General features: G+C 46.6%; 17 protein-coding genes. 12 read left to right on the top strand and 5 right to left on the bottom strand.

The features are described from left to right. Positions 1 to 9: 9 nt before the first annotated feature. Positions 10 to 1,845 (bottom strand): single-stranded-DNA-specific exonuclease RecJ, encoded by a 1,836-nt coding sequence (gene recJ / locus MN210_RS04480; protein ID WP_338412631.1) that lies wholly within the window; start codon positions 1,843 to 1,845, stop codon positions 10 to 12. Positions 1,846 to 2,066: 221 nt separating this feature from the next. Here recJ and MN210_RS04475 point away from each other — a divergent pair, with 221 nt between their 5' ends. Continuing rightward, positions 2,067 to 2,582 (top strand): DUF697 domain-containing protein, encoded by a 516-nt coding sequence (locus MN210_RS04475; RefSeq protein ID WP_011960064.1) that lies wholly within the window; start codon positions 2,067 to 2,069, stop codon positions 2,580 to 2,582. 103 nt (positions 2,583 to 2,685) lie between these two features. Here MN210_RS04475 and MN210_RS04470 read toward each other — a convergent pair whose 3' ends face one another. Then, the gene (locus MN210_RS04470; protein ID WP_011960063.1) at positions 2,686 to 4,293 is read right to left on the bottom strand and encodes an inorganic phosphate transporter; all 1,608 of its coding nucleotides are present in this window, start codon (positions 4,291 to 4,293) and stop codon (positions 2,686 to 2,688) included. Between the two features lie 253 nt (positions 4,294 to 4,546). After that, positions 4,547 to 6,217 carry an ATPase gene (locus MN210_RS04465; RefSeq protein ID WP_011960062.1) on the bottom strand — a complete coding sequence of 557 codons (1,671 nt, stop codon included), beginning with the start codon at positions 6,215 to 6,217 and terminating at the stop codon, positions 4,547 to 4,549. 424 nt (positions 6,218 to 6,641) lie between these two features. On the opposite strand from MN210_RS04465, the gene MN210_RS04460 reads away from it, so the two are divergent. The 6 genes from MN210_RS04460 to argF all read left to right on the top strand — a co-directional run bounded on the left by MN210_RS04460 (position 6,642) and on the right by argF (position 13,771). Then, positions 6,642 to 7,319, top strand: a complete 678-nt coding sequence (locus MN210_RS04460) for an FFLEELY motif protein (protein ID WP_011960061.1) — start codon at positions 6,642 to 6,644, stop codon at positions 7,317 to 7,319. A 244-nt stretch (positions 7,320 to 7,563) separates the two neighbouring features. Beyond that, positions 7,564 to 8,685 carry a bifunctional demethylmenaquinone methyltransferase/2-methoxy-6-polyprenyl-1,4-benzoquinol methylase UbiE gene (ubiE, locus tag MN210_RS04455; protein ID WP_338412630.1) on the top strand — a complete coding sequence of 374 codons (1,122 nt, stop codon included), beginning with the start codon at positions 7,564 to 7,566 and terminating at the stop codon, positions 8,683 to 8,685. A 73-nt stretch (positions 8,686 to 8,758) separates the two neighbouring features. After that, entirely contained in the window at positions 8,759 to 9,481 is a 723-nt protein-coding gene (locus MN210_RS04450) for a ubiquinone biosynthesis accessory factor UbiJ (protein WP_201543748.1), read from the top strand. A gap of 261 nt (positions 9,482 to 9,742) precedes the next feature. Then, positions 9,743 to 11,386 carry an ABC1 kinase family protein gene (locus MN210_RS04445; protein ID WP_110817296.1) on the top strand — a complete coding sequence of 548 codons (1,644 nt, stop codon included), beginning with the start codon at positions 9,743 to 9,745 and terminating at the stop codon, positions 11,384 to 11,386. 139 nt (positions 11,387 to 11,525) lie between these two features. Continuing rightward, positions 11,526 to 12,650 (top strand): alanine racemase, encoded by a 1,125-nt coding sequence (alr, locus tag MN210_RS04440; RefSeq protein WP_241879340.1) that lies wholly within the window; start codon positions 11,526 to 11,528, stop codon positions 12,648 to 12,650. 200 nt (positions 12,651 to 12,850) lie between these two features. Further along, the gene (argF, locus tag MN210_RS04435; RefSeq protein WP_011960056.1) at positions 12,851 to 13,771 is read left to right on the top strand and encodes an ornithine carbamoyltransferase; all 921 of its coding nucleotides are present in this window, start codon (positions 12,851 to 12,853) and stop codon (positions 13,769 to 13,771) included. Between the two features lie 49 nt (positions 13,772 to 13,820). On the opposite strand, the gene MN210_RS04430 is transcribed toward argF, so the two are convergent. Both MN210_RS04430 and rpiA read right to left on the bottom strand, forming a co-directional pair. Further along, positions 13,821 to 14,651 (bottom strand): alpha/beta fold hydrolase, encoded by an 831-nt coding sequence (locus MN210_RS04430; RefSeq protein WP_011960055.1) that lies wholly within the window; start codon positions 14,649 to 14,651, stop codon positions 13,821 to 13,823. Positions 14,652 to 14,757: 106 nt separating this feature from the next. After that, positions 14,758 to 15,417, bottom strand: a complete 660-nt coding sequence (gene rpiA, locus MN210_RS04425) for a ribose-5-phosphate isomerase RpiA (RefSeq protein ID WP_011960054.1) — start codon at positions 15,415 to 15,417, stop codon at positions 14,758 to 14,760. 344 nt (positions 15,418 to 15,761) lie between these two features. Between rpiA and ilvA the strand changes: the two genes are divergently transcribed. From ilvA to murB, 5 genes are all read left to right on the top strand, one after another. After that, positions 15,762 to 17,315: a threonine ammonia-lyase, biosynthetic gene (gene ilvA, locus MN210_RS04420; RefSeq protein WP_338412629.1), complete on the top strand. Its 1,554-nt coding sequence runs from the start codon at positions 15,762 to 15,764 to the stop codon at positions 17,313 to 17,315. Positions 17,316 to 17,318: 3 nt separating this feature from the next. After that, a complete protein-coding gene (locus tag MN210_RS04415; RefSeq protein WP_110816322.1) occupies positions 17,319 to 17,744 on the top strand; it encodes an energy transducer TonB in 426 nt (141 codons plus the stop codon). A gap of 50 nt (positions 17,745 to 17,794) precedes the next feature. Then, positions 17,795 to 18,223 (top strand): RNA-binding S4 domain-containing protein, encoded by a 429-nt coding sequence (locus MN210_RS04410; RefSeq protein WP_110816321.1) that lies wholly within the window; start codon positions 17,795 to 17,797, stop codon positions 18,221 to 18,223. Positions 18,224 to 18,408: 185 nt separating this feature from the next. After that, entirely contained in the window at positions 18,409 to 18,909 is a 501-nt protein-coding gene (locus MN210_RS04405; protein WP_241879338.1) for a low molecular weight protein-tyrosine-phosphatase, read from the top strand. A gap of 72 nt (positions 18,910 to 18,981) precedes the next feature. Then, positions 18,982 to 20,133 (top strand): UDP-N-acetylmuramate dehydrogenase, encoded by a 1,152-nt coding sequence (gene murB / locus MN210_RS04400; protein WP_338412628.1) that lies wholly within the window; start codon positions 18,982 to 18,984, stop codon positions 20,131 to 20,133. The last annotated feature ends 37 nt before the right edge of the window (positions 20,134 to 20,170 follow it).

The raw sequence follows: 20,170 nt of genomic DNA, 5'->3' as shown, positions 1-20,170 counted from the left end.
CATAGCGGCTTAGGGGCTAATTTGGGTGACCGCTACGTCCTTTACCATCAGCTGAATATTTTGATTACCCTGCCACTCATTAATACTAAGCTCAAACAATACATGTACTTGTTGGGCACGGTAATCCCATTTTTTGGGATCATAGTTAAACCAGATGGCATCAATAGGATACATCACCCCAGGGTATTTTAGCGATAGCTTTAAATGCTTGTCTTTTAAAATTCGCGCCTGCACCACGTCAAACACACCATCGAACTGCGGTGGCACAAAACCATGACCCCAGATATGGTTTTGTGTCAATGCCTCAACGAACTGTAAGCTAAAGTCTTCTGCCAGCAGTTGACCATCGGTGAACTGCTGCTCCTCAAATACCGAAGCCTCCACACTTTGCATTTGTAGCTCAAATGCCTCAGCAAACGCCTTAAAATCCTTTCTTTTAAGTGTAAGCCCCGCTGCCATGGCATGCCCACCAAAATGGGTAATCAGCTCAGGATGGCTCTCTGCGATGCGCTCTATGGCATCACGAATATGAATGCCTGGGATAGAGCGTGCTGAGCCTTTAATCGCATCTTGCCCGTCAAGCTGAGTATCATCTGCCGGAGCAAATACAATGGCAGGTCGATAATGGCTTTCTTTAAGACGGCCGGCCACAATACCAATAACCCCTTGATGCCAGTTGTCTTGATACAAAATCAAACTGCGCGGCTGTGCCTTATCAGTAAAAGACTCTGCTTGTTGCTTTAAACTATCATCACTATCATCACTTTGCTCATCAGTCGTCTGTGCCTGACTGCGGTCTGAGTTTGGCTGCAGCTGACCTAAAATCTCATCGGCCTGCTCACGCATCTCGCCCTCAACATAGCGGCGCTCCTTGTTCAGCTTATCAAGCTCAAAGGCCAAACGCTTGGCGTCACTCATGTCATCGGCCATCAAGCATTCAATACCAATACGCATATTGTCCATGCGCCCTGCCGCATTGATACGGGGGCCAATGACGAAGCCAAAGTCTTGTACGCTCATCTTTTGGTAATCACGCCCCGCCAGCTCAAGCAGCGCCAATATACCCAGCGAGCAGCGCCCTGCTCTTATCGCAGCCAAGCCGTGATTGACCAAGATGCGGTTGTTGTGATCAAGCACGCCCACATCGGCGATGGTGCCCAAGGCCACTAAGTCTAAATAACGGCTCACTTGGGCCGTTGATCGCCCCGCTTCTCGGCGGTACTTGGCCAGACGCCCGAGCAGATAAAAGGCCACGCCTACGCCCACCAAGGCCTTACTCTCAAATGAGCAGCCCAGCTGATTGGGATTCACCACAGCATGGGCATTAGGCTTGCTCTTAGTGGTGAGGTGATGATCGGTGATAATTACCTTAATGCCATTGGCAATGGCCTTATCAACCCCCTCATGGCTTGAAATGCCATTATCTACAGTAATAATCATATCTGGCTGGTACTGCTCTATACCCAGCTGTACTATCTCAGGCGTCAGGCCATAGCCATATTTAAAACGATCCGGCACCACAAAATCTACTACGGCACCCATCTGTGACAGGATGCGCATCATCAGCGCCGTACTGGTCGCTCCGTCACAATCAAAATCACCAACAATCAAAATACGCCGCTGGGCCTCAATGGCCTCATCCATCAGCGTCACCGCTTCATCGACATCGCTCAGACCTTGCGCGGGCAGTAGCGCAGATAACCCATAGTCTAAGTCTTGGTCACTTTGAATGCCACGTGCCAAAAATAGGCGCGTCAGGGTCGGGGCTTGTTGATACATCTGGGTAAAACAGGCAGGTAAATCATCAGGCAAGGTGCCGGTAAATCTGGGGGTTAACTTTAGCATGGTGGTCTTTATTCAACTCTAGTTGGGTTTATATTAATATGGGGTCAAATACTCAAAAACGGTATTAAAATAAAATAATCATATATTTACAAAATTTAGCGACAGCAGGCGTAAAGATACAAACTGCCACTTGTGTCAAAAGTGCAATTCTTTAAAATTAGCACATAACGCCATTTAATGGGCAACCTTATAACTTCTCACCCTTCATTTAAGGATACTTTATGATAACTGTTCCTGCAGCAGAAAAACTCCCTGAAACCATTGATCCAGATCTAAACTTAGAGCAAGTAAAAAAAGAGTGTGAGCAACTGGTAAAAAAACGTGCCAAATACTCAGCGGGCGCCGCCATTATTCCGGTTCCTTTTATGGACGTGGCCATTGATGCAGGTATTTTGACCCAATTATTGCCTGAAATCAGTGAGCGTTTTGGCCTTATCTCTGAGCGTGAATCTGCCATCGACTTAGATGCCAAAGAAGTGCATTGGAATGAGATGAAAAACCGTGCCGTTGATTTTGCCGGCCTAATGGCAACTCGTGGTGTGGTGAAAAAGACAGTTCAAGGTTATGGTGGCCGTATTGTTGCCAAGCAAGTGACCAAATTCATTCCACTAGGTGGCCAGCTTGTGGCCGCTACCATGGGCTATATGATTTTCAAAAAAATCGCGAACGACCACATCAATGAGTGCTATAAAATCGCTAAAAGCATTCAGCAAAAACAGCACGGTAAAAACGTTTAAGCCCCTTATCTTTTAATAAGCTATTAAGCCAAACACAAAAAAGCCCTCACACTAATTGAGGGCTTTTTAAGTCTATTTAGCGACGCTTAGGGGCTCTATACGCTTAAAATACGTTGCTTAAAATTAAGTAGCTGACCATAGACATGGTAGCGGCAGCAGGTAAAGTAACTACCCAAGCCAAACCGATTGGCTTCATCAAACCCCAGTTGGTGTTTTTATTCACCATACCAATACCCAATACCGCACCCACAAGCACATGCGTACTAGAAACAGGTAGACCCAGCATAGAGGCGCCCATGACTACCGCTGCTGCTGATAACTCAGCTGAGAAGCCTGACGCAGGATGCATCTCGGCCAAATTGGTACCCACAGTTTGGATAACCTCTTTACCAATAAACCATAAGCCCACAATTAAGGCGACACCAAAGGTGACCATAACCGCGCTAGGTACAGCCGCTTCGCTGGCGATACTATTGGTACGAATAACGTCCATGATGGCTGCAAAAGGACCCACAGCGTTGGCGATATCATTGGCACCATGGCTAAATGCAAAGCCTGCTGCAGTAAATACCTGCATCCAGCTAAATAAAATAAAGGTAGCACGGCCCAAGTCTTCTTTCTGCTTGCCTTTAATACTCTTAGTATAAATAAAGGTCGTCAGCCAAATAAGCGCCCCAATCATAATCATGATTAAGAAGCCATTTAATGTGGTTAGACTCATATCAACGTTTTGTAGGCCTTTAAACACCACCATAGAAGTCATAACCACACCGCCTAATGCGGCCACCAAAGGCACCCATTGACGCAATGCTTTTAGAGTATCAATGCTGTCTCTTTCACGCTCGATGTCATAAAGCTCTTGATAGTAGTCTGTCTCTAGATCATCTCGTTCGGTATCCTCGTCTTTATAAATCTCTTGGTCACGTACCATCTTGGACGTATAGGACACCTGTAGCGACTCAGCCAACTCATTGATCCATTCTTTATGGCGTTTTTTTAGTGCTTTTTTGGCCGCTTTAAGCTCTTTAACTCGGGCTTCAACACGGTCATTATAAGACAAAATATTGACTTTAATTTGGCTGTATAGCACATACGCCAGTATACCACCTAATAAAGGTGACAATACCCAAGATAAAGCAATTTGTCCTATTTGATCCCAGTGCACGGTAGAAAATGCCAATGAAGGCCCGCCCACTTGAATACCCATAACAATCGAGCTGCCCACTACCCCACCAATAATGGAGTGCGTGGTAGAAACCGGTAAGCCTTTTTTGGTAGCGAACAATAGCCAGAACGCCGCGGCAATCAACGCCGATAGCATCACATAGATGAACTGGTTGGGCGTCACTGATAAGGCATCTAAATCAACAATACCTTTACGAATGGTATCGGTTACCTCAGCACCAGCAAGCACCGCCCCAGATACCTCAAAAATGGCGGCAATGGCCAAGGCTTGCGGAATGGATAAAGTACCCGCGCCTACCGATGTACCAAAGGAGTTCGCAACATCGTTCCCCCCAATGTTGAAGGCCATAAATATGCCAAACACGGTAGCCACGATAAATAATGGCGTCTGCTGGTGATTGGTATAATCCAAGCCCCACCACATAAAATATGCGGTCATGACAAACAGGAATAGACCAAAAAGTATATTAGCTTTTTTCGAACCCGTAAACTGGGCGCTACTTGATGTAGTTGACTTTGGAAGCATGAGATTTCTGAGCCAATCGGATGTGAAAATGTAAAACCCCGAGAGATCGGGGCTTCAATGAATTAGTACAAGTCCGTTTGATCGAGACATACGACAACTGTAATAACCTTGATCGCACCAGCAATCAAGGCTTACTTGATAAAGTCTATGGGAAAGTTGTCGGCATTAATAACTATCAATTATACCTGTTGGGGCATAAATTCTGCATATTATACCCTTGTCCGATGCAACTTGAAACCGCTGTTTTTTTTGATTAAGTTTTAATGACTTTTTCAAGCTGAGCAATGGCATGATCAAGCACAGCCAAACGTGCAGTTCGCTTGTCATTGGTGGCCACCACATGCCAAGGTGCATGCTTAGTATTGGTACGCGCCAACATATCCGCTGCCGCCTGTACATACTCATGCCACTTGTCTCGGTTGCGCCAATCATCTTCGGTCAGTTTAAACTGCTTGTGCGGCGTATCTTTTCTGTCCTCAAAGCGGTCGAGCTGCTCTTGCTTGTCTATGGCCAGCCAGTACTTGATGACAATGGTCCCTTTATCTACCAAGTCCCGCTCCATACGGTTAATCTCTTCATACGCCCGCTGCCAGGCCGCCTCACTGGCAAAACCTTCGATGCGCTCGACCAATACTCGGCCATACCAGGTTCTATCAAAGATGGCCACTCGGCTTAAGCGCTCCTCTTTTAGATTGGGCGCAAACTCCGGCATCCGTCGCCAAAAGCGCCATAAATAAGGGTGCTGTAGCTCCATCTGGTTGGGTGCTGATATGTTATAAATCTGATATTCACGTGGGTCTAACAGTGCCACCAAACGCTTGATTGCGCCGCCCTTGCCGGCAGCATCCATCCCCTCAAAAGCAAACACCACATGGTGATTTTTGGCAGCAGATTTGCCCTGTCTGCCGCCTTTGCCCTCAGAGTTGGCACGGGCTCGTAATAGCTCAGCTAAGCGCTCTTGCTTTTTGATCAAAGCTTTTTGGTAATCTGACTTACCCATATCAGGATCATCTATATCGGTGAGCTTATCAGGCACATCTGCCCATGAAAAAGCGGCATTGATATTGCGGCTGACTTGCGATACCAAAGGATGTTTACTGTCATTTTGTTGACTGCTGATTAAAGCTGACTGCGTTGCATGCAGCACTTCATGGCAAAACTGTAAGCTGGCCGCCTCACTATAGCCCAAGTCTTTATGGGACTTTTTGTCATGCTTATCCCCGCCCTCTTCAGGGTCAGAGCCATCTATGATGACCCAATCTGATTGCTGACTTAAGATGATTTTGGCAATGTCATTAAACTGTTTCACCCGTTTTTTATCCTGCCAGTCCATGTGATATAACCACTCAGGATCAGCCTTGTTATCTTTAAGGCGCGACTTTAAGGTGCGCTCATCTATATGAAACCAACACTTTAACAGTTTGGTATGGTTGTTGATTAAGTCGGTTTCAAATTCAGACAAGACCTGTAATTGACCGCGCAGATACGCCTCCCAGTCAGCAAGCTCATTGTGTTGAGATTTGTTTTTATCCTGCTTCATTTTTTGTAGCACCCCTTCCATTAAGTCGGCATACCAGTTACCGAAGTAGGCGGTGATGTTGCCATGGCGCGGTAGCTTGGCCACATGCGCTTGCCATAGGGGCTCATACTCACTGGGCAAGGTGCCAATATTGGCTTCGACGTTTAGTAGCCTAGGATCGACCCACTGACGCAGCTGAGTCACCGCAGCCCCTTTACCAGATAGCTCCATACCATTGACCAACACCAACAGCCCTGTGGCTTGCCCTTGCTGACGGGTCTCTCGTAGCGCATATTGTGCCTTAACCAGCTCTAATCGCAGTGTCTCTTCGTCCATATGAAAGGTGCTTAAAGGATCAGCGTCAATGCGAATCTCTTTAGCGTCGATTTGGTTTTGCTTAGCCATCAGTGAATCCTTATTATTCAAATCGTCCAATAATCAATTGAGTGTGTCTTATTTTTTATGACGTGTCATTTATAACTTATTTAGTATCTATGCCTGCTGTTGTATGACCCACAGCCCTTGTCATGCAACTATTCAACACTCAGATAGAAAAACAGCTTATACAGGCCTTATACATATTAATCATGCTAGGCTTTGATATTATCTAGCCCTTACTTATAGTATTATCATAATTAAAATAAGGTTTGATAAAATAGCCTTTGAGTAACTTATGTAAGTGGGCATCCAAAAAGCCAACTATAAATCAATTTTTTACTACAATGCCATAAATTTGTGACAACGCAAATGGCGGTTTAGCATTTTAACAAGCTATTTTTTTATTTTTTACTTGTCCCTTTTTTAATGAACAGTGTTTAGGAGCCATCGTATGTCTGCTTTATCTAATCTAAATACCCATCTAAAACAGTATTGGGAGTTGCCACACCATAATAATCCTGAGCTAACTACCAAGCTTAGCCAAGTGCAAAACTGGCAAAAAGACCGTATTCGCCGCACCCACGCTGAGCTATTTTCACAGCCCAAAAACAAACCTATGGCTGAGTATTTTTTAAATCACTTGTACGGTGGCGACAGCTTAGATCAGATCGTGCGTCAGCTTGAGGTGATTGTACCCAAAGCGCAAAAGCTTGAGAAACTTGCGCCTACTGCAGCCCTAGAGACCGGTACCTTGGGTGTAGAGACTGCGATTACCTCAACCAAATTGGATTTGAAACTGGCGCAGTGGCTGCTTGACAATAACCTAGAGGTGAATGAGGATAATATGCAGGCCGCTTATGTGGCGGTCAATGATGAGCAAGCACGCCGTCAACAAATTGAAGACTTAAAGCAGGTGTGTTACCGCAGTGACAAGTATTTAAACTCTTTTATTTTGCAAAAAACCTTTAAGCTGGCTAAAAAACAAGCCTATAAGCGCAATCTTCAGCCTTTATATGATTTCATCGACTCAGGCTTTGCGGCCATGAAACCATTAAAAAGTGTGGGCAGCTTTATTGATCCGTTTTGCGAGCGTGAACTACAGATTATTGACCAAGTACACAGCGCATAATTAAGCGATGCCTTACTCGCTTTAAAAAGAGCGCCCCAGTCACAGTGCTTTGACTGGCAAAACCAGAGAAAGCGGCAAAATTGGGGGATCAGCTTAAGCATCCCCCACTAATTTCAGGTATCATTAAGGGTACAGTCAGCACTGATATAAGACGACCCCTTATGTAGCGACCCACAGCCGCCAATCCTTTTAAACCCTTCATGTCTTTATTATTAAATTTTTATTATTAAAATCAGGATCGATAATGAGCCAATCAGACAACGCCACGCCTTCAAACCCTATCTTAGACAACACAGCCAACCTACAAAATGACTTGGTAAAACAAAGCTTGAGCCACAACCAAGATACCAATGCCAAAGTGCAGCAGTCGTTGCAGTCAAGTGCTGCCACAGATGGCCAAAAAACCACTGTGTTAAACACCCAGTTTAGTGATGTGAGCGAGTTACCTGCCGGCACCCCGCAAGGTCAACAGACCACCCGCCCTTTTAGCCAAGATACACCCAAAGCGTCTGCTGCCAATCAGCCTACTGAAGATGATTTTGTAAAATATACAGGTCAATCAGGCTTGCCGCGCTTTAACCCAAAAGATGACATCAACAACCCGCACACCCCAGACACCGATGGTCTAGAAGAGACTCACTTTGGCTATAAAAAAGTCAAAAAAGCAGAAAAACAAGCCAAAGTGGCTGATGTCTTTACCTCTGTGGCCAAAAAATATGACATCATGAACGACTTAATGTCTTTTGGTATTCACCGTCTATGGAAGCGCTATACCATTAGCTTATCTGGGGTACGTGCCGGTCAGCAAGTGTTAGATATCGCCGGCGGTACAGGGGATTTGGCCAAAGCCTTTAGCCGTGAGGTGGGGCGTAATGGCCGCGTTGTCTTATCTGATATTAACGCGGCCATGCTCGATGTCGGCCGTGAGCGTTTGATTAACGCAGGCTGTAATAACGTTGACTTTGTATTGGCTAATGCTGAAACCTTATCGCCTTTTGAAGATGAAAGCTTTGATTTATTGACCATCAGCTTTGGTCTGCGTAACGTCACGGATAAAGATGCAGCGCTGCGCGCTATGTACCGTGTGCTTAAGCCAGGTGGCCGCCTGCTTATTTTGGAATTCTCAAAGCCTATCTTTGAGCCACTATCAAAAGCCTATGATCTTTATTCATTTACTGCCTTACCGCTTATGGGCAAAATCGTGGCCAATGATTCTGAAAGCTATCAGTATTTGGCAGAATCGATTCGTATGCACCCAGATCAGCAAACGCTGAAAGGTATGATGGAAAATGCAGGTTTTGTAAACTGTGACTATCACAACCTAACGGCAGGTATTGTTGCGGTGCATCGCGGCTTCAAAAAATAGCAGGTTTGATAAGAAAAACCTATAGCGCTGCACCCACTTAACAGACTCACATCTCTTTATTAGGCGGTATTTTATGATAACAGTTTTGCTTTTAACTGCTGCAGAAAAACTGGTGAACTTTGCGATCTTAAGCGACCAAATTACCAAGGCGGGATTGTTGCCGCTGTCAGGTAAAGTGCTGCGCTTAACTATGGCGGTACCGAGCTTTAATATAGATGTGCATTTTAATGACAGTCATATTAGATTTGAGCCGGTCAGCCACCTGCACGCAGGTTTGTTTGAGACCGCAGGCGGTGTGCAAGATGAGCGCAGCCAAGCTTGGCAAGAATATACCGCCCTTGGCCGCAGCTTACCAGATTGCACCATTAAGGTCGAAAACTTAGCCGAGCTGTTAAACTTATTGCGAGATGCCAGTGGCAACTTGCCTATTGAGGGGGATTACCGCATATTAATGCAGCTAAAGCAGCTTATCTCAGGGTTTAATCCTGATATTGCCGGCCAACTTGAGCCTATTATTGGTAGTACGGCGGCGATGCAGTTAGGCCTATTAATCAAGTCTCTTAAAGGCAATGTGTCACATACCGCCAAGCATGCTTTTAATGATGTCGCTGACTGGGCGAATGAGGTAGCTGGTAATGCCCCAGTGGACCCTGAGGTAGAGGCGGAAGTAGACGACTTAAAGCAGCAGCTGCTTAAGCTGCGTGCTGATGTGCAGCGTGAAGAGGCACGCCTGGCGATGATAAAAGCGGAACAAGCCCGCCTAAAAGCAGGGGCTGAGCCTAACTCTACTCAGTAATCCTTTATTCATGGGCTTATTGTGTACAGCTTCTATCTTCACGGTTTGTATCTAACTACTGCCGCCTTACTTAAGGCGGCTTTTTTTGTCCTGAATATAAGATTAAGTCGATAAATCTGCGCGGACAATTGTACTCACAATGGCGCTTAACCCATTCTTAAAATGATTGACCCGTGGTATCATTAAGGTCAACTATTTGAGCCTTTATAGCGTTAACGTTTAGCTATATTTTTCACACCTTTTAAAATGGGCCCGCTTTACATGCTGTTATCTCATCGCAAACGCCTTCTTGAGCTTTGGCGCATCGCTGCACATTATCGCCTTGATACCCACTTACCTTTAGAAGATGCGCCGCAGCTACAATCCGTGGCCCGTATGATTAAGTCGCACCCAGCCGCTTGGGGCAAAAGCCATCAGCCCAATGGGGTGAAGTTTGCCCTAGAGGAGATGGGTACCTTATTTTTAAAGCTTGGCCAACTGCTCTCCACCCGCCGCGACTTGGTCACCCCCGAGATTATCGCGCAATTGGTGCAGCTACAAGACCGAGTGAAGCCCTTTGATGTCAATATTGCTATCACTCAAATCCAAGATGCTAAGCTGGGTCTGGGGGATAGCATCAATGATTTATTTGCCCGCTTTGATACCAAGCCTCTGGCCGCCGCCTCCATTGCTCAGGTGCACACAGCCGCCTTACATGATGGCCGCGAGGTGGTGGTTAAGGTGGTACGCCCAGATATCCGTGAGCAAATCGTGGCAGACTTTGAGCTGCTGCGCGACTTGGCTCAATGGGCCTCAGCCCGTATTGAAGCGGCTCGAGCAGTACGCATTATTGATGTGGTCGAAGACTATCGTCAGATTATGCTCAATGAGCTGGATCTGACCTTTGAGGCAGATAATACCACCAAAATGCGCAACAACTTCTTAGGCTCATCGATGATGTATGTGCCTGAAGTGTATGCCTCTTCAAAAAATGTGATGGTTATGGAGCGTATCGTTGGCGTGCCCATCTCACACACCGAAGTCTTTGATAAGCTTGGCTATGACCGTGCCGCGCTGGCGGAAAAAGGCTTAACCATCTTTTTTACCCAAGTATTTCGTGATAACTTCTTTCACGCTGACATGCACCCAGGCAACGTCTTTGTCGAGACCCTACCTGCCGATACCCCTGAAGCTTATCGTCAATATCCTCGATATATTGGTCTAGATTGTGCCATTATGGGTGAGCTGTCGCCCGATGACCAGATGATTGTGGCACGTATGCTGCTTGCGGTGATGAACAACAATTTTAGTAACTTGGTCGATATCGTCAGCCGCGCTGGCTGGATACCGCCCAATACTGATAAACATGCCCTCACCCGAGATATGCGCCGTACTGTAGCGCCTATGGTATTAAAGCCGATTAATGAGATCGACTTTGCTGGGGTCTTGATGCAGATTTTAGACATCGCCCGTCGTCATCATATGAGTATCCCACCGCAGTTGATGCTGCTGTTAAAGACGTTGGTTCATGTCGAGGGTCTAGGTCGCGACTTATACCCAGAGCTTGATATTTGGTCACTTGCCAAGCCTATCTTAACCGGTTGGGTAAAAGAGCAGCTTGATCCGGTGCGTAATATGCGTCAGCTGCGCGAACAATTACCTGAGCTGTTACTGTCAACTGCCCAAGTGCCCAAACTGCTAGACCAAGGACTACAAAGCTTGGCCTCTCAAGGTGCTAGGCAAGATGAGCAACTGCGTGAAATACAACAAATCCGCGCGGATATGCTCAATGACAGACGCCGCGACTGGATAGCTTTGGCAGGGTTTGTCATCAGTGTTGCCATTGCCACTCAAGTTGTTGGCTGGTTGTCGCCGCTATTTTATATCGTGGCTGTTGTGTTTGTGCTATGGCGTATTTTGGGCTAATCCCAATCTACATCTGGCCCCTTAAAATAAAAAAGTAAAATTAAACATAAAAAACTACTGAGCTTGCGTTCACTGAGGCTCAGCCGCCTTATATTTTTTAATGGGTGAGCAAGCCCTATTTAAACTGTGAGTGTTAATCATGCGTAGTGCCTCAATAATTCTTGATTCTAAAGCCTTAACCCATAACCTAAACTGTGTCATTGATACTGTGCCTGATACCACTAAGGTATTGGCGATGGTCAAAGCCGATGCTTATGGCCATGGTATAGCACACTGCTTGCCGGCATTAAAAGACGCAGATGGCCTCGGCGTGGCGTGCTTCACTGAGGCTCAGCATATCCGTGAGCTTGGCTGGGACAAGATTTTGGTGCTTATTGAGGGCGTATTTAGCGAAACAGAATGGCAGCAGTCCATTGAGGCTCAGTGCCAAAGCATCATTCATCATCAAGACCAAGTACAGTGGGCGCTTAATCATTTACCGCCCGAAAACTCGCCTTGCCGTACAGTCTGGCTTAAGCTAAATACCGGTATGAACCGTTTAGGCTTTGAATCTGATGAATTAGGCGATGTGGCCCAAAGCTTAGTGGATGCAGGCTACGAGCTGATATTGACCAGCCACTTTGCCAATGCCGATGCACCAAACCATCCCTCTAATGCCAAACAAATTGACACCTTTACCCAAGCATTGCAGCAGTTACGTGAGCAAGTAGACCCCAGTATTAAGGCCTCTTTATGCAATTCGGCGGGTATTTTAAATTTTAAAGCATGCCATTTTGATTGGGTGCGCCCCGGTATTATGCTGTATGGCAGCTCTCCTGTTGAAGGCGTTAGTGCTCAGACGCTCAAGCTAAAACCGGTGATGAGCTTTAAAGCCAGTTTAATGGCCATTCACAATATTGCAGCGGGCACCTCTGTGGGTTATGGCAGCCGCTTCGTGGCCAACCGCCCCATTGTAAAAGGCATTGTTAGTATCGGCTACGGAGATGGCTATCCGCGTGTGGTAGATGGCTCAGCTTGGGTCAGCGTTCAGTTGGTAGGCGAGCATAGCAGTTATAAATGCCCAGTCATTGGCCGCGTCGCCATGGATATGATTGCCATTGACTTAACCGATGTCCCAAACCCCAAAGTGGGCAGCCAAGTAATGCTGTGGGGCGACCCTGAGCTCGGTGCGCCCAGCGTCGATGAGATTGCTGAGTCTGCACATACTTTAGGTTATGAATTATTGTGCCGGGTTACTCAGCGGCCACTGCGCGAAGTGCTCTAGCGGACTAAAACATTGTACTTAGGCCATTTTTAAAGCGAATTTAATGAGAGGTGTGTGAAATAAATGGCCTTGAACTGTTTTCACAACCCCAAAAAGTTCGCTATACTGAGAGTTTACTAATCTATTTGTTAACTTAGCTTTTACTGATTTATCTTTAGCGAAACCCCTTATCCATTAATAGCCGATTTAAAGAGAGTCCCATGAGCGTGCGCCATTTTTTAACTCTACTTGATTTGTCTCCCGCCGAGCTTGAAGCTTTAATTAAGCGTGCAAGTGAGCTTCGAAAAATGCAGCATGCAGGCGAAGTATATCAGCCCTTCGTGGGCCGTACCTTGGGCATGATTTTTGAAAAGTCCTCTACCCGCACCCGCATTTCATTTGAAACGGGTATGGGACAATTTGGTGGTCATGCCATCTTTTTATCCCCCAAGGATACCCAGCTTGGCCGCGGTGAGCCGATTGAAGACTCAGCACGGGTCATCTCAAGCATGGTCGATATTATTATGATCCGTACCTTTGAGCATGAAAAGGTAGAAAAATTTGCCCAATATTCCTCTGTACCTATTATCAATGCGCTAACCGATGACTTCCACCCCTGCCAGCTATTGGCTGATATGCAGACCTTTTATGAGCACCGCGGCAGTATTAAAGATAAGATTGTCACTTGGGTAGGCGATGGCAATAACATGTGCTCCTCGTTTATGGCTGCGGCAAATCAGTTTGGCTTTGAGCTTCGTGTGGCTGCACCTTATGGCTTTGAGCCCAACCCTGAGCTGATGGAGAAGTTCAAGCACTGCGTAAGCTTGGTTGATGATGTGCAAGATGCGGCCAAAGATGCGCATTTAATTGTCACCGATGTCTGGGCCAGTATGGGCCAAGAAAGCGAACAAAATACTCGGGCTCGCCGCTTTGCGCCTTATCAAGTCACGCCTTCTATGTTAGACAAAGCTGACCCTGAGGTGCTATTTATGCACTGCTTGCCAGCCCACCGCGGCGAGGAAATCTCACATGATATGCTTGATGACCCCCGCTCTGTGGTCTGGGACGAGGCCGAAAACCGCTTGCATGCCCAAAAAGCCTTAATGGAATTTTTGCTTAAAGATAAAATCAAGCTTAACTAGGCCAGCGTCACATGAGTGACGCTCGTTTTGTTCAGTAAAGACAACTGCCTTAATCCAGCAGGCTTAAAAACCACTCAATATTGTGGTTGACCTGCTCCGGCTCTTCTACCGTTGAGGTATGCCCTGCTCGTTGAATGACGGCAAGTTTTGAGCCTTGAATAGCAAAGTGGATGCGCTGCGCCTTATCATAAGGGGTAGCGACATCTTCATCACCAACCAATATCAGCGTGGGCGTTGTTATATCACCAAGCTTTGACAAAACCTCCTCACGCTGTATCACCCCGCGTGTGGCGTGTATCGCCCCTTTTTTGCTGTTGCTATTTAGGTGACTTAGCCACAACTGATACTCTTCGCGGCGCGTGCGATCTGACAAAAAAGTTTTACCAAACATGATGGGCATAACCTTTTTGCTGACTCGTCTGATACCAAGCCAAGAGATGGCGCGCATTAGCTTATTGTAGCTGACCGCCTTTTTGGGGTCTTCGGCATCAGCTGAGGTCTCAAGTAATATCAAAGATTTGAGTAAATCTGGGCGTCTGATTGCCACCCTCTGGCCAACGAAGCCGCCCATTGATAGCCCAATAAAATGGCACTTATCAATGTCTAATGCCTCTAGCAAAGCAATGGCATCATCCGCTAGGCTATCCATATCATAGCCATCTTTGGTTACCTCTGATTGACCTTGACCTCGAAAATCAAAAGCAATACAGCGGTACTTTGATTGAAAGTAAGCCACTTGTTTATCAAATAACGGTGTGCCCCACAGCAGACCATGAGCAAAAAGCATCACCGGCTTGCGATACTGCGGCTCAAAGCGGCTTTCATTGGGGGCACTGTCTTCGTAATAGATATGGGCGTTGTTAAGGGTGATGTAAGGCATGGTAACGACTTCCTTGTGCGAGCAAAAAAAACAGGGTAAAGCCAGTATGCTGACTTCACCCTTATATTTAACCACAAATAGCCTGGCTGTCTGTAGCCAATTTATATTAGCGCTGTAACGTCTCAACACCTGTTGATTTGGCAATTAGCAGCTTATCAGCTTGATTGGCCGCAAAGATACCGTTACATACCACGCCCACAATATTGTTCAAACGCGCTTCAAACTCACTGGCACTCGTGATGTCTAGATTATAAGTATCCAAAATTACATTGCCGTAATCGGTAATGAAGTCTTCACGGTACACAGGCTCACCGCCCATTTTAACCAATTGGCGTGCCACATAAGAGCGCGCTTGGGGCAACACCTCAATCGGTACCGGAAACTCTCGCCCTAATTGTGTCACCCATTTGCTTTCATCTACTAAACAAATGAATTGTTTTGAAGCGGCGGCTACAATTTTTTCGCGAGTTAAAGCGCCGCCACCGCCTTTGATCAGTTGCAGGTTTGGATTGACCTCATCTGCGCCATCGATATACAGGTCAAGCTCGCCCACGTAGTTTAAGTCCATAACTTCAATGCCAAGCGCTTCAAGCTTATCTTGGGTCACCTGTGAGCTTGCCACAGCGCCTTTTAGGTTGACCTGAGGCAAAAGCTCAATTAAGCAGTTGACCGTACTGCCTGTGCCCACACCCAAAATCATACCATCATCGATATAAGCCAATGCCGCTTTTGCGACCTCTTGTTTAAGCTTAAGTTGCTGACTCATAACTGCCCTTTTTGTTTATGAAGTAAAGAAGATATTATGTCGAAAATAATCAGCTGCCATAATATCAAATCTGCCCCGTATTTTCGCCACTTTTACCCTCAAAGTTGATTTTTTTCGTAGGATAATAAAAGTTATCAGTCAAATAACCTATTATCATCAATAATTTCGCTGCTAAAACTTGCACGATTAAAAAAAACAGCATAGGCTTAATGATTACTTAACGTTATTGCCTTTGTCTATCTACACTGGGCAATCCATTGTCAAAGCTTGTGTGAGCTATAAGCTTATAACAAATAAGCAGTGCACAACACAATTAACCCCCAACTCAACCTTTAGGATTATCTATGCTTTCAAAATGGGTTCGTAATGTTCTTCAGGCTACCGTATATGATGCCGCTATTCAGACACCTTTAGACTATGCGCCAAAGCTATCTGCTCGTTTTAACAATGACATTCGTTTAAAACGTGAAGACTTACAACCTGTTTTTTCTTTTAAGCTGCGGGGGGCTTACAACCGAATTAGTCAGCTGACTGAGGCACAAAAAGCGCGTGGCGTAATTTGTGCCTCAGCCGGCAACCATGCGCAAGGTGTGGCCTTCTCAGCTGCCAAATTAGGCCTTACCAATACCATCGTCATGCCCACCACCACGCCCGATATCAAGGTGCAAGCCGTCAAAGCCTTAGGGGGTAAAGTTGACTTATATGGTGACAGCTTCGATGTGTCTAACCAATACGCCATCGAGCGCTCCATCAAAGAGGGGCTCACTTATATCCCGCCTTACGATGATGAGTTGGTGATTGCCGGTCAAGGTACCGTCGCGCTTGAGCTTAATCAGCAGTGGCGCGATGTCGAGTATGTGTTCGTGCCTGTGGGCGGTGGTGGTCTGTTGGCTGGTATTGCAGCCTTCTTAGGTGATGTGGCACCCCAGGTGAAAATCATTGCGGTCGAGCCTGAGGGCGCTGCGAGTTTAAAAGCTGCGATTGCGGCCAATAAACCGGTCAAATTATCCCAAGTCAGCTTATTCGTCGATGGCACCGCCGTCGCACAGATTGGCACCTTACCCTTTGAGGTAGTCAACCTCCAAAAAAGCGATAATTCTGGCAAGCTTATCGAGCAGGAGGTGGTCACCTGTAGTAATGATGAGGTCTGCGCTGCGGTCAAAGATGTGTTTGAAGAAAGCCGTAGTATTGTTGAGCCCTCAGGTGCACTGGCGCTGGCGGGTATGAAAAAGTATTTAAGCACCCATAAATTGACCGGTAAAAATTGCGTTGCCATTATTTCAGGCGCCAATATGAACTTTGATCGCTTGCGTTATATCGCTGAGCGCACCGAAATTGGCGAGAAAAAAGAAGCGGTCTTTGCGGTAACCATCCCTGAGCGCACCGGTGCATTCTTAGAATTTTGCCGAGACTTAAAGGGCCGCAACATCACCGAATTCAATTACCGAGTACGCAATATAGCTGCTCCTGACTCGTTAGAGCCGGCTTCGATTTTCGTTGGTATTGCTCTAAAAGAAGGGGATAAAGAGCGCCATACCATCGCCAACTCTTTGCAAGAGGCAGGCTATAACGCACACGACTTAACCGATGATGATATTGCCAAATCTCACATTCGTTATTTAATCGGCGGCCATGCTGGCCTAGCAGATGAGCAATTGTTTAAAGTCAGTTTTCCTGAACGTCCAGGCGCCTTGCTTAACTTCTTAGAAAAGCTTGGCACTGACTTTAATATTACCCTATTCCACTACCGCAATCACGGCGCTGCAGATGGCCGAGTCTTAGTGGGTATTCAGGCAACGGCCACCAGCTCACGAGCCGTACAAGATACACTACAAGAAATTGGTTATGAGTGCTCGCCAGTATCTGACAACATCAGCTATCAGCTGTTTTTGAAGTAAGTCATGCAAAATACTGCCGCAAAAGCCTGTCTTGTTATCGCCTTAGCTGCCGGCTTCGTGCCGGCTCAAGCAGAGCTTATCGATTTAACAGATGGCAAAATATATGATTTTTCTATGAGCCATGCCTCATGGAAATCTCGCCCAAACTTACAAGTGCCACGGGCGGTTTTGAGTCGCTCTATAGCCGGCTCCTATACGCTCGTGATCAAACTTTTGGTAGATACAGAGGGCAATATCACACACACCCAGCTCTCACAAAGCAGTGGTGACCGAAGGCTGGATAATTATGCCCTTGACGCATTTAAAAAAGCAAAACTGCACCCATTTATGATTCATGGCACACCGGTAAATGGTGTGGCTTATGTGCCGGTGCAATTTATTATCCCAGAAACAACGCCTGAAGATGCTAGCGCAGATGAGCGGCGCTGATTTGGCTTAAGCGTAAGTTAACTGTCATTACTATAGGAATACTCTTTGTTATGTCGACCTCTAAAAAACCTCATACGCATACGACTGACTTACAAAAGGTGCGCTTAGATAAATGGCTGTGGGCGGCGCGTTTTTATCGTACGCGCAGTCTTGCTAAACAGGCCATTGAGGGCGGTAAGGTGCATTTTGCAGGCAGCCGTGTTAAGACCAGCAAAGAGATTAGCATCGGTGATGAGTTAACCCTGCGCCAAGGCTCAGCCACGGCCATGACCGAAAAGACCGTCGTGGTGACAGCCTTATCCGTGCAGCGCGGTAATGCCACGGCAGCTCAAGCGCTTTACGAGGAGACCGAGGAGAGTATTAAGCGCCGCGAATATTATGCCGAGCAGCGTAAGCTTGCCAATCTTGCCCGCCCAGACACGAAGCCCAATAAAAAGCAGCGCCGAGACTTACAACGCTTTAAACATCAAGGGGATTAATCTAACGCCCCGCAGGGCAAGTTGGCTTCTTTGTCATCACCACCTATTCACTTTTTGTAGTTAAGCTTCTGCCCCTATCGTTTCTTGGTCAAGGTTGTTAGAATAGCGCCCTATTGCCGGCAGCGCTTATTTGTAAGCCCAAAGCCACGGCACCTACTTATTTATAAAAATTTAAAGGTTTTATTATGCCGATGTCAGATGCTATGCCAAAGTCTGTATTGCTAGTATGTCTTGGGAACATTTGCCGCTCGCCTACGGCTGAGGGTATCATGAGACAGCGTACCGCCATTGCTGGGCTTACGATGAAAATCGACTCTGCAGGTACGGGCGACTGGCACATTGGCAAGCACCCTGACCCCAGAGCGCAGGTGCATGCTAAGCAGCACGGCTACAACATCAGCAAGCTGGTGGCGCGTCAAGTTAGCCCACAAGATTTTATCGACTTTGACTTAATCTTAGCAATGGATGCGCAGAACCTAAAAGACTTACAAGCCATTAAAGATCAAGTGTCCCAAAGCACCCCTACAACAAAACTGGCCGAGCTGGCCTTGATGAGTGAGGTGGACATCAGCTACCTTAAGCAAGATGTCCCAGATCCTTATTATGGCGGTAAAGAGGGCTTTGAAGAGGTCATTAAACGCCTAGAATCTTCGGTAGACGCTTGGATTGTCTCATGGCAGATGTAAGCTGTTGTTTTGTAAATATCCGCCTTATTTGATTGCCCTTTTTATTCACCCAAACTGAGTCGTAAGCTGCCTATGTGCCCCTCTTTTCACACTACCGCCTCTGTGACTACTGCCTCAAATCAGGCAGACTCTGATTTTAACTTGGCCAAGTTGATAACTGCCCCTGCCCAATTATTGGCACACAATACTATGCGCCTGTCTTGCCAAGCAATGCAGCTGATAACCCTTGAGCAAGAGGCGCAAGTTGAACCGGCTATTGCTAAGCTAAAAGAAGGTGATGCGCCGCTGTTCGTGCTCTCAGGCGGCAGTAATGTGATTCTACCCAAACAGCTACAAGCTCAAGTATTACATCCTGTGTTCAAAGGCATAGAGGTTTTGGCCGAAGATGAGCACAGCGTAAGTCTTGAGGTTATGGGCGGGGAAAACTGGCATGAGCTGGTACTCTACACCGTCAATAACGGCTGGTATGGGCTTGAAAACTTAGCCTTAATCCCAGGTCTGGTCGGTGCCTCGCCGGTACAAAACATTGGCGCTTATGGGGTGCAGCTAGAGGACTGTCTTACCCATATTAAAGCGTTTCATTTACCCACTCAAAAATGGCATGACTTTGACAAAGCGGACTGCCAATTTAATTACCGCGATAGCCTATTTAAGCAGCAAGCCGGACAATGGCTCATTACTCGCGTAGGCTTTAAACTGCACAAAGACGCCACCCAAGTCAATGCCGATTATGGTGATGTGGCCTGCCTAGCATTGAGTCTGGCTCAAGCGGATAATCGCTCAGCTATTGGCCCAATTGATGTGATGCATGCCATTATTGACATTCGTCAATCAAAGCTGCCCGACCCTGCTGTTCTACCTAACTGTGGCAGCTTCTTTAAAAACCCCATCATCGGCACGGAGCAATTTGCACAGTTACAACATGAGTATCCTGGGATTGTTGGCTACCGCGTTGATGAGGCACATACTAAGGTGGCAGCCGGTTGGCTGATCGATACTGCCGGACTTAAAGGCCAAGGTATCAATCCGATTTTAACCCATGCCAAACAAGCCTTAGTCTTGGTCAATCACAGCACTTTGGACAGCACCACGCCTGCCTCTCAAGCGGATATTTTAGCCACTCAGCAGTTCATTCAGCGCAGCATTAAAGACAAGTTCGGTATTGAGCTTGAGCGTGAGCCAGTCTGGGTAGATGAGCAGGCCAGTTATACCGCCGCACCTTAAGTGATCAACTTTTTTTGTAGTGGATTAACCCGCCCAA

The sequence above is a fragment of the Psychrobacter raelei genome, from assembly GCF_022631235.3.
Classification (GTDB): Bacteria; Pseudomonadota; Gammaproteobacteria; order Pseudomonadales; family Moraxellaceae; genus Psychrobacter; species Psychrobacter raelei.
Note: the sequence above shows the minus strand (reverse complement) of the source record. Positions and strands in the feature narration are given on the sequence as shown.

Bases quoted from the DNA above. Each gene is read 5' to 3' on its own strand.
- MN210_RS04470 (WP_011960063.1), bottom strand. From the start codon at position 4,293: ATGCTTCCAAAGTCAACTACATCAAGTAGCGCCCAGTTTACGGGTTCG.
- MN210_RS04475 (WP_011960064.1), top strand. From the start codon at position 2,067: ATGATAACTGTTCCTGCAGCAGAAAAACTCCCTGAAACCATTGATCCA.
- MN210_RS04430 (WP_011960055.1), bottom strand. From the start codon at position 14,651: ATGCCTTACATCACCCTTAACAACGCCCATATCTATTACGAAGACAGT.
- rpiA (WP_011960054.1), bottom strand. From the start codon at position 15,417: ATGAGTCAGCAACTTAAGCTTAAACAAGAGGTCGCAAAAGCGGCATTG.
- murB (WP_338412628.1), top strand. From the start codon at position 18,982: ATGTGCCCCTCTTTTCACACTACCGCCTCTGTGACTACTGCCTCAAAT.
- MN210_RS04465 (WP_011960062.1), bottom strand. From the start codon at position 6,217: ATGGCTAAGCAAAACCAAATCGACGCTAAAGAGATTCGCATTGACGCT.
- MN210_RS04460 (WP_011960061.1), top strand. From the start codon at position 6,642: ATGTCTGCTTTATCTAATCTAAATACCCATCTAAAACAGTATTGGGAG.
- MN210_RS04450 (WP_201543748.1), top strand. From the start codon at position 8,759: ATGATAACAGTTTTGCTTTTAACTGCTGCAGAAAAACTGGTGAACTTT.
- MN210_RS04445 (WP_110817296.1), top strand. From the start codon at position 9,743: ATGCTGTTATCTCATCGCAAACGCCTTCTTGAGCTTTGGCGCATCGCT.
- ilvA (WP_338412629.1), top strand. From the start codon at position 15,762: ATGCTTTCAAAATGGGTTCGTAATGTTCTTCAGGCTACCGTATATGAT.
- argF (WP_011960056.1), top strand. From the start codon at position 12,851: ATGAGCGTGCGCCATTTTTTAACTCTACTTGATTTGTCTCCCGCCGAG.
- recJ (WP_338412631.1), bottom strand. From the start codon at position 1,845: ATGCTAAAGTTAACCCCCAGATTTACCGGCACCTTGCCTGATGATTTA.
- alr (WP_241879340.1), top strand. From the start codon at position 11,526: ATGCGTAGTGCCTCAATAATTCTTGATTCTAAAGCCTTAACCCATAAC.
- MN210_RS04405 (WP_241879338.1), top strand. From the start codon at position 18,409: ATGCCGATGTCAGATGCTATGCCAAAGTCTGTATTGCTAGTATGTCTT.
- MN210_RS04415 (WP_110816322.1), top strand. From the start codon at position 17,319: ATGCAAAATACTGCCGCAAAAGCCTGTCTTGTTATCGCCTTAGCTGCC.
- ubiE (WP_338412630.1), top strand. From the start codon at position 7,564: ATGAGCCAATCAGACAACGCCACGCCTTCAAACCCTATCTTAGACAAC.
- MN210_RS04410 (WP_110816321.1), top strand. From the start codon at position 17,795: ATGTCGACCTCTAAAAAACCTCATACGCATACGACTGACTTACAAAAG.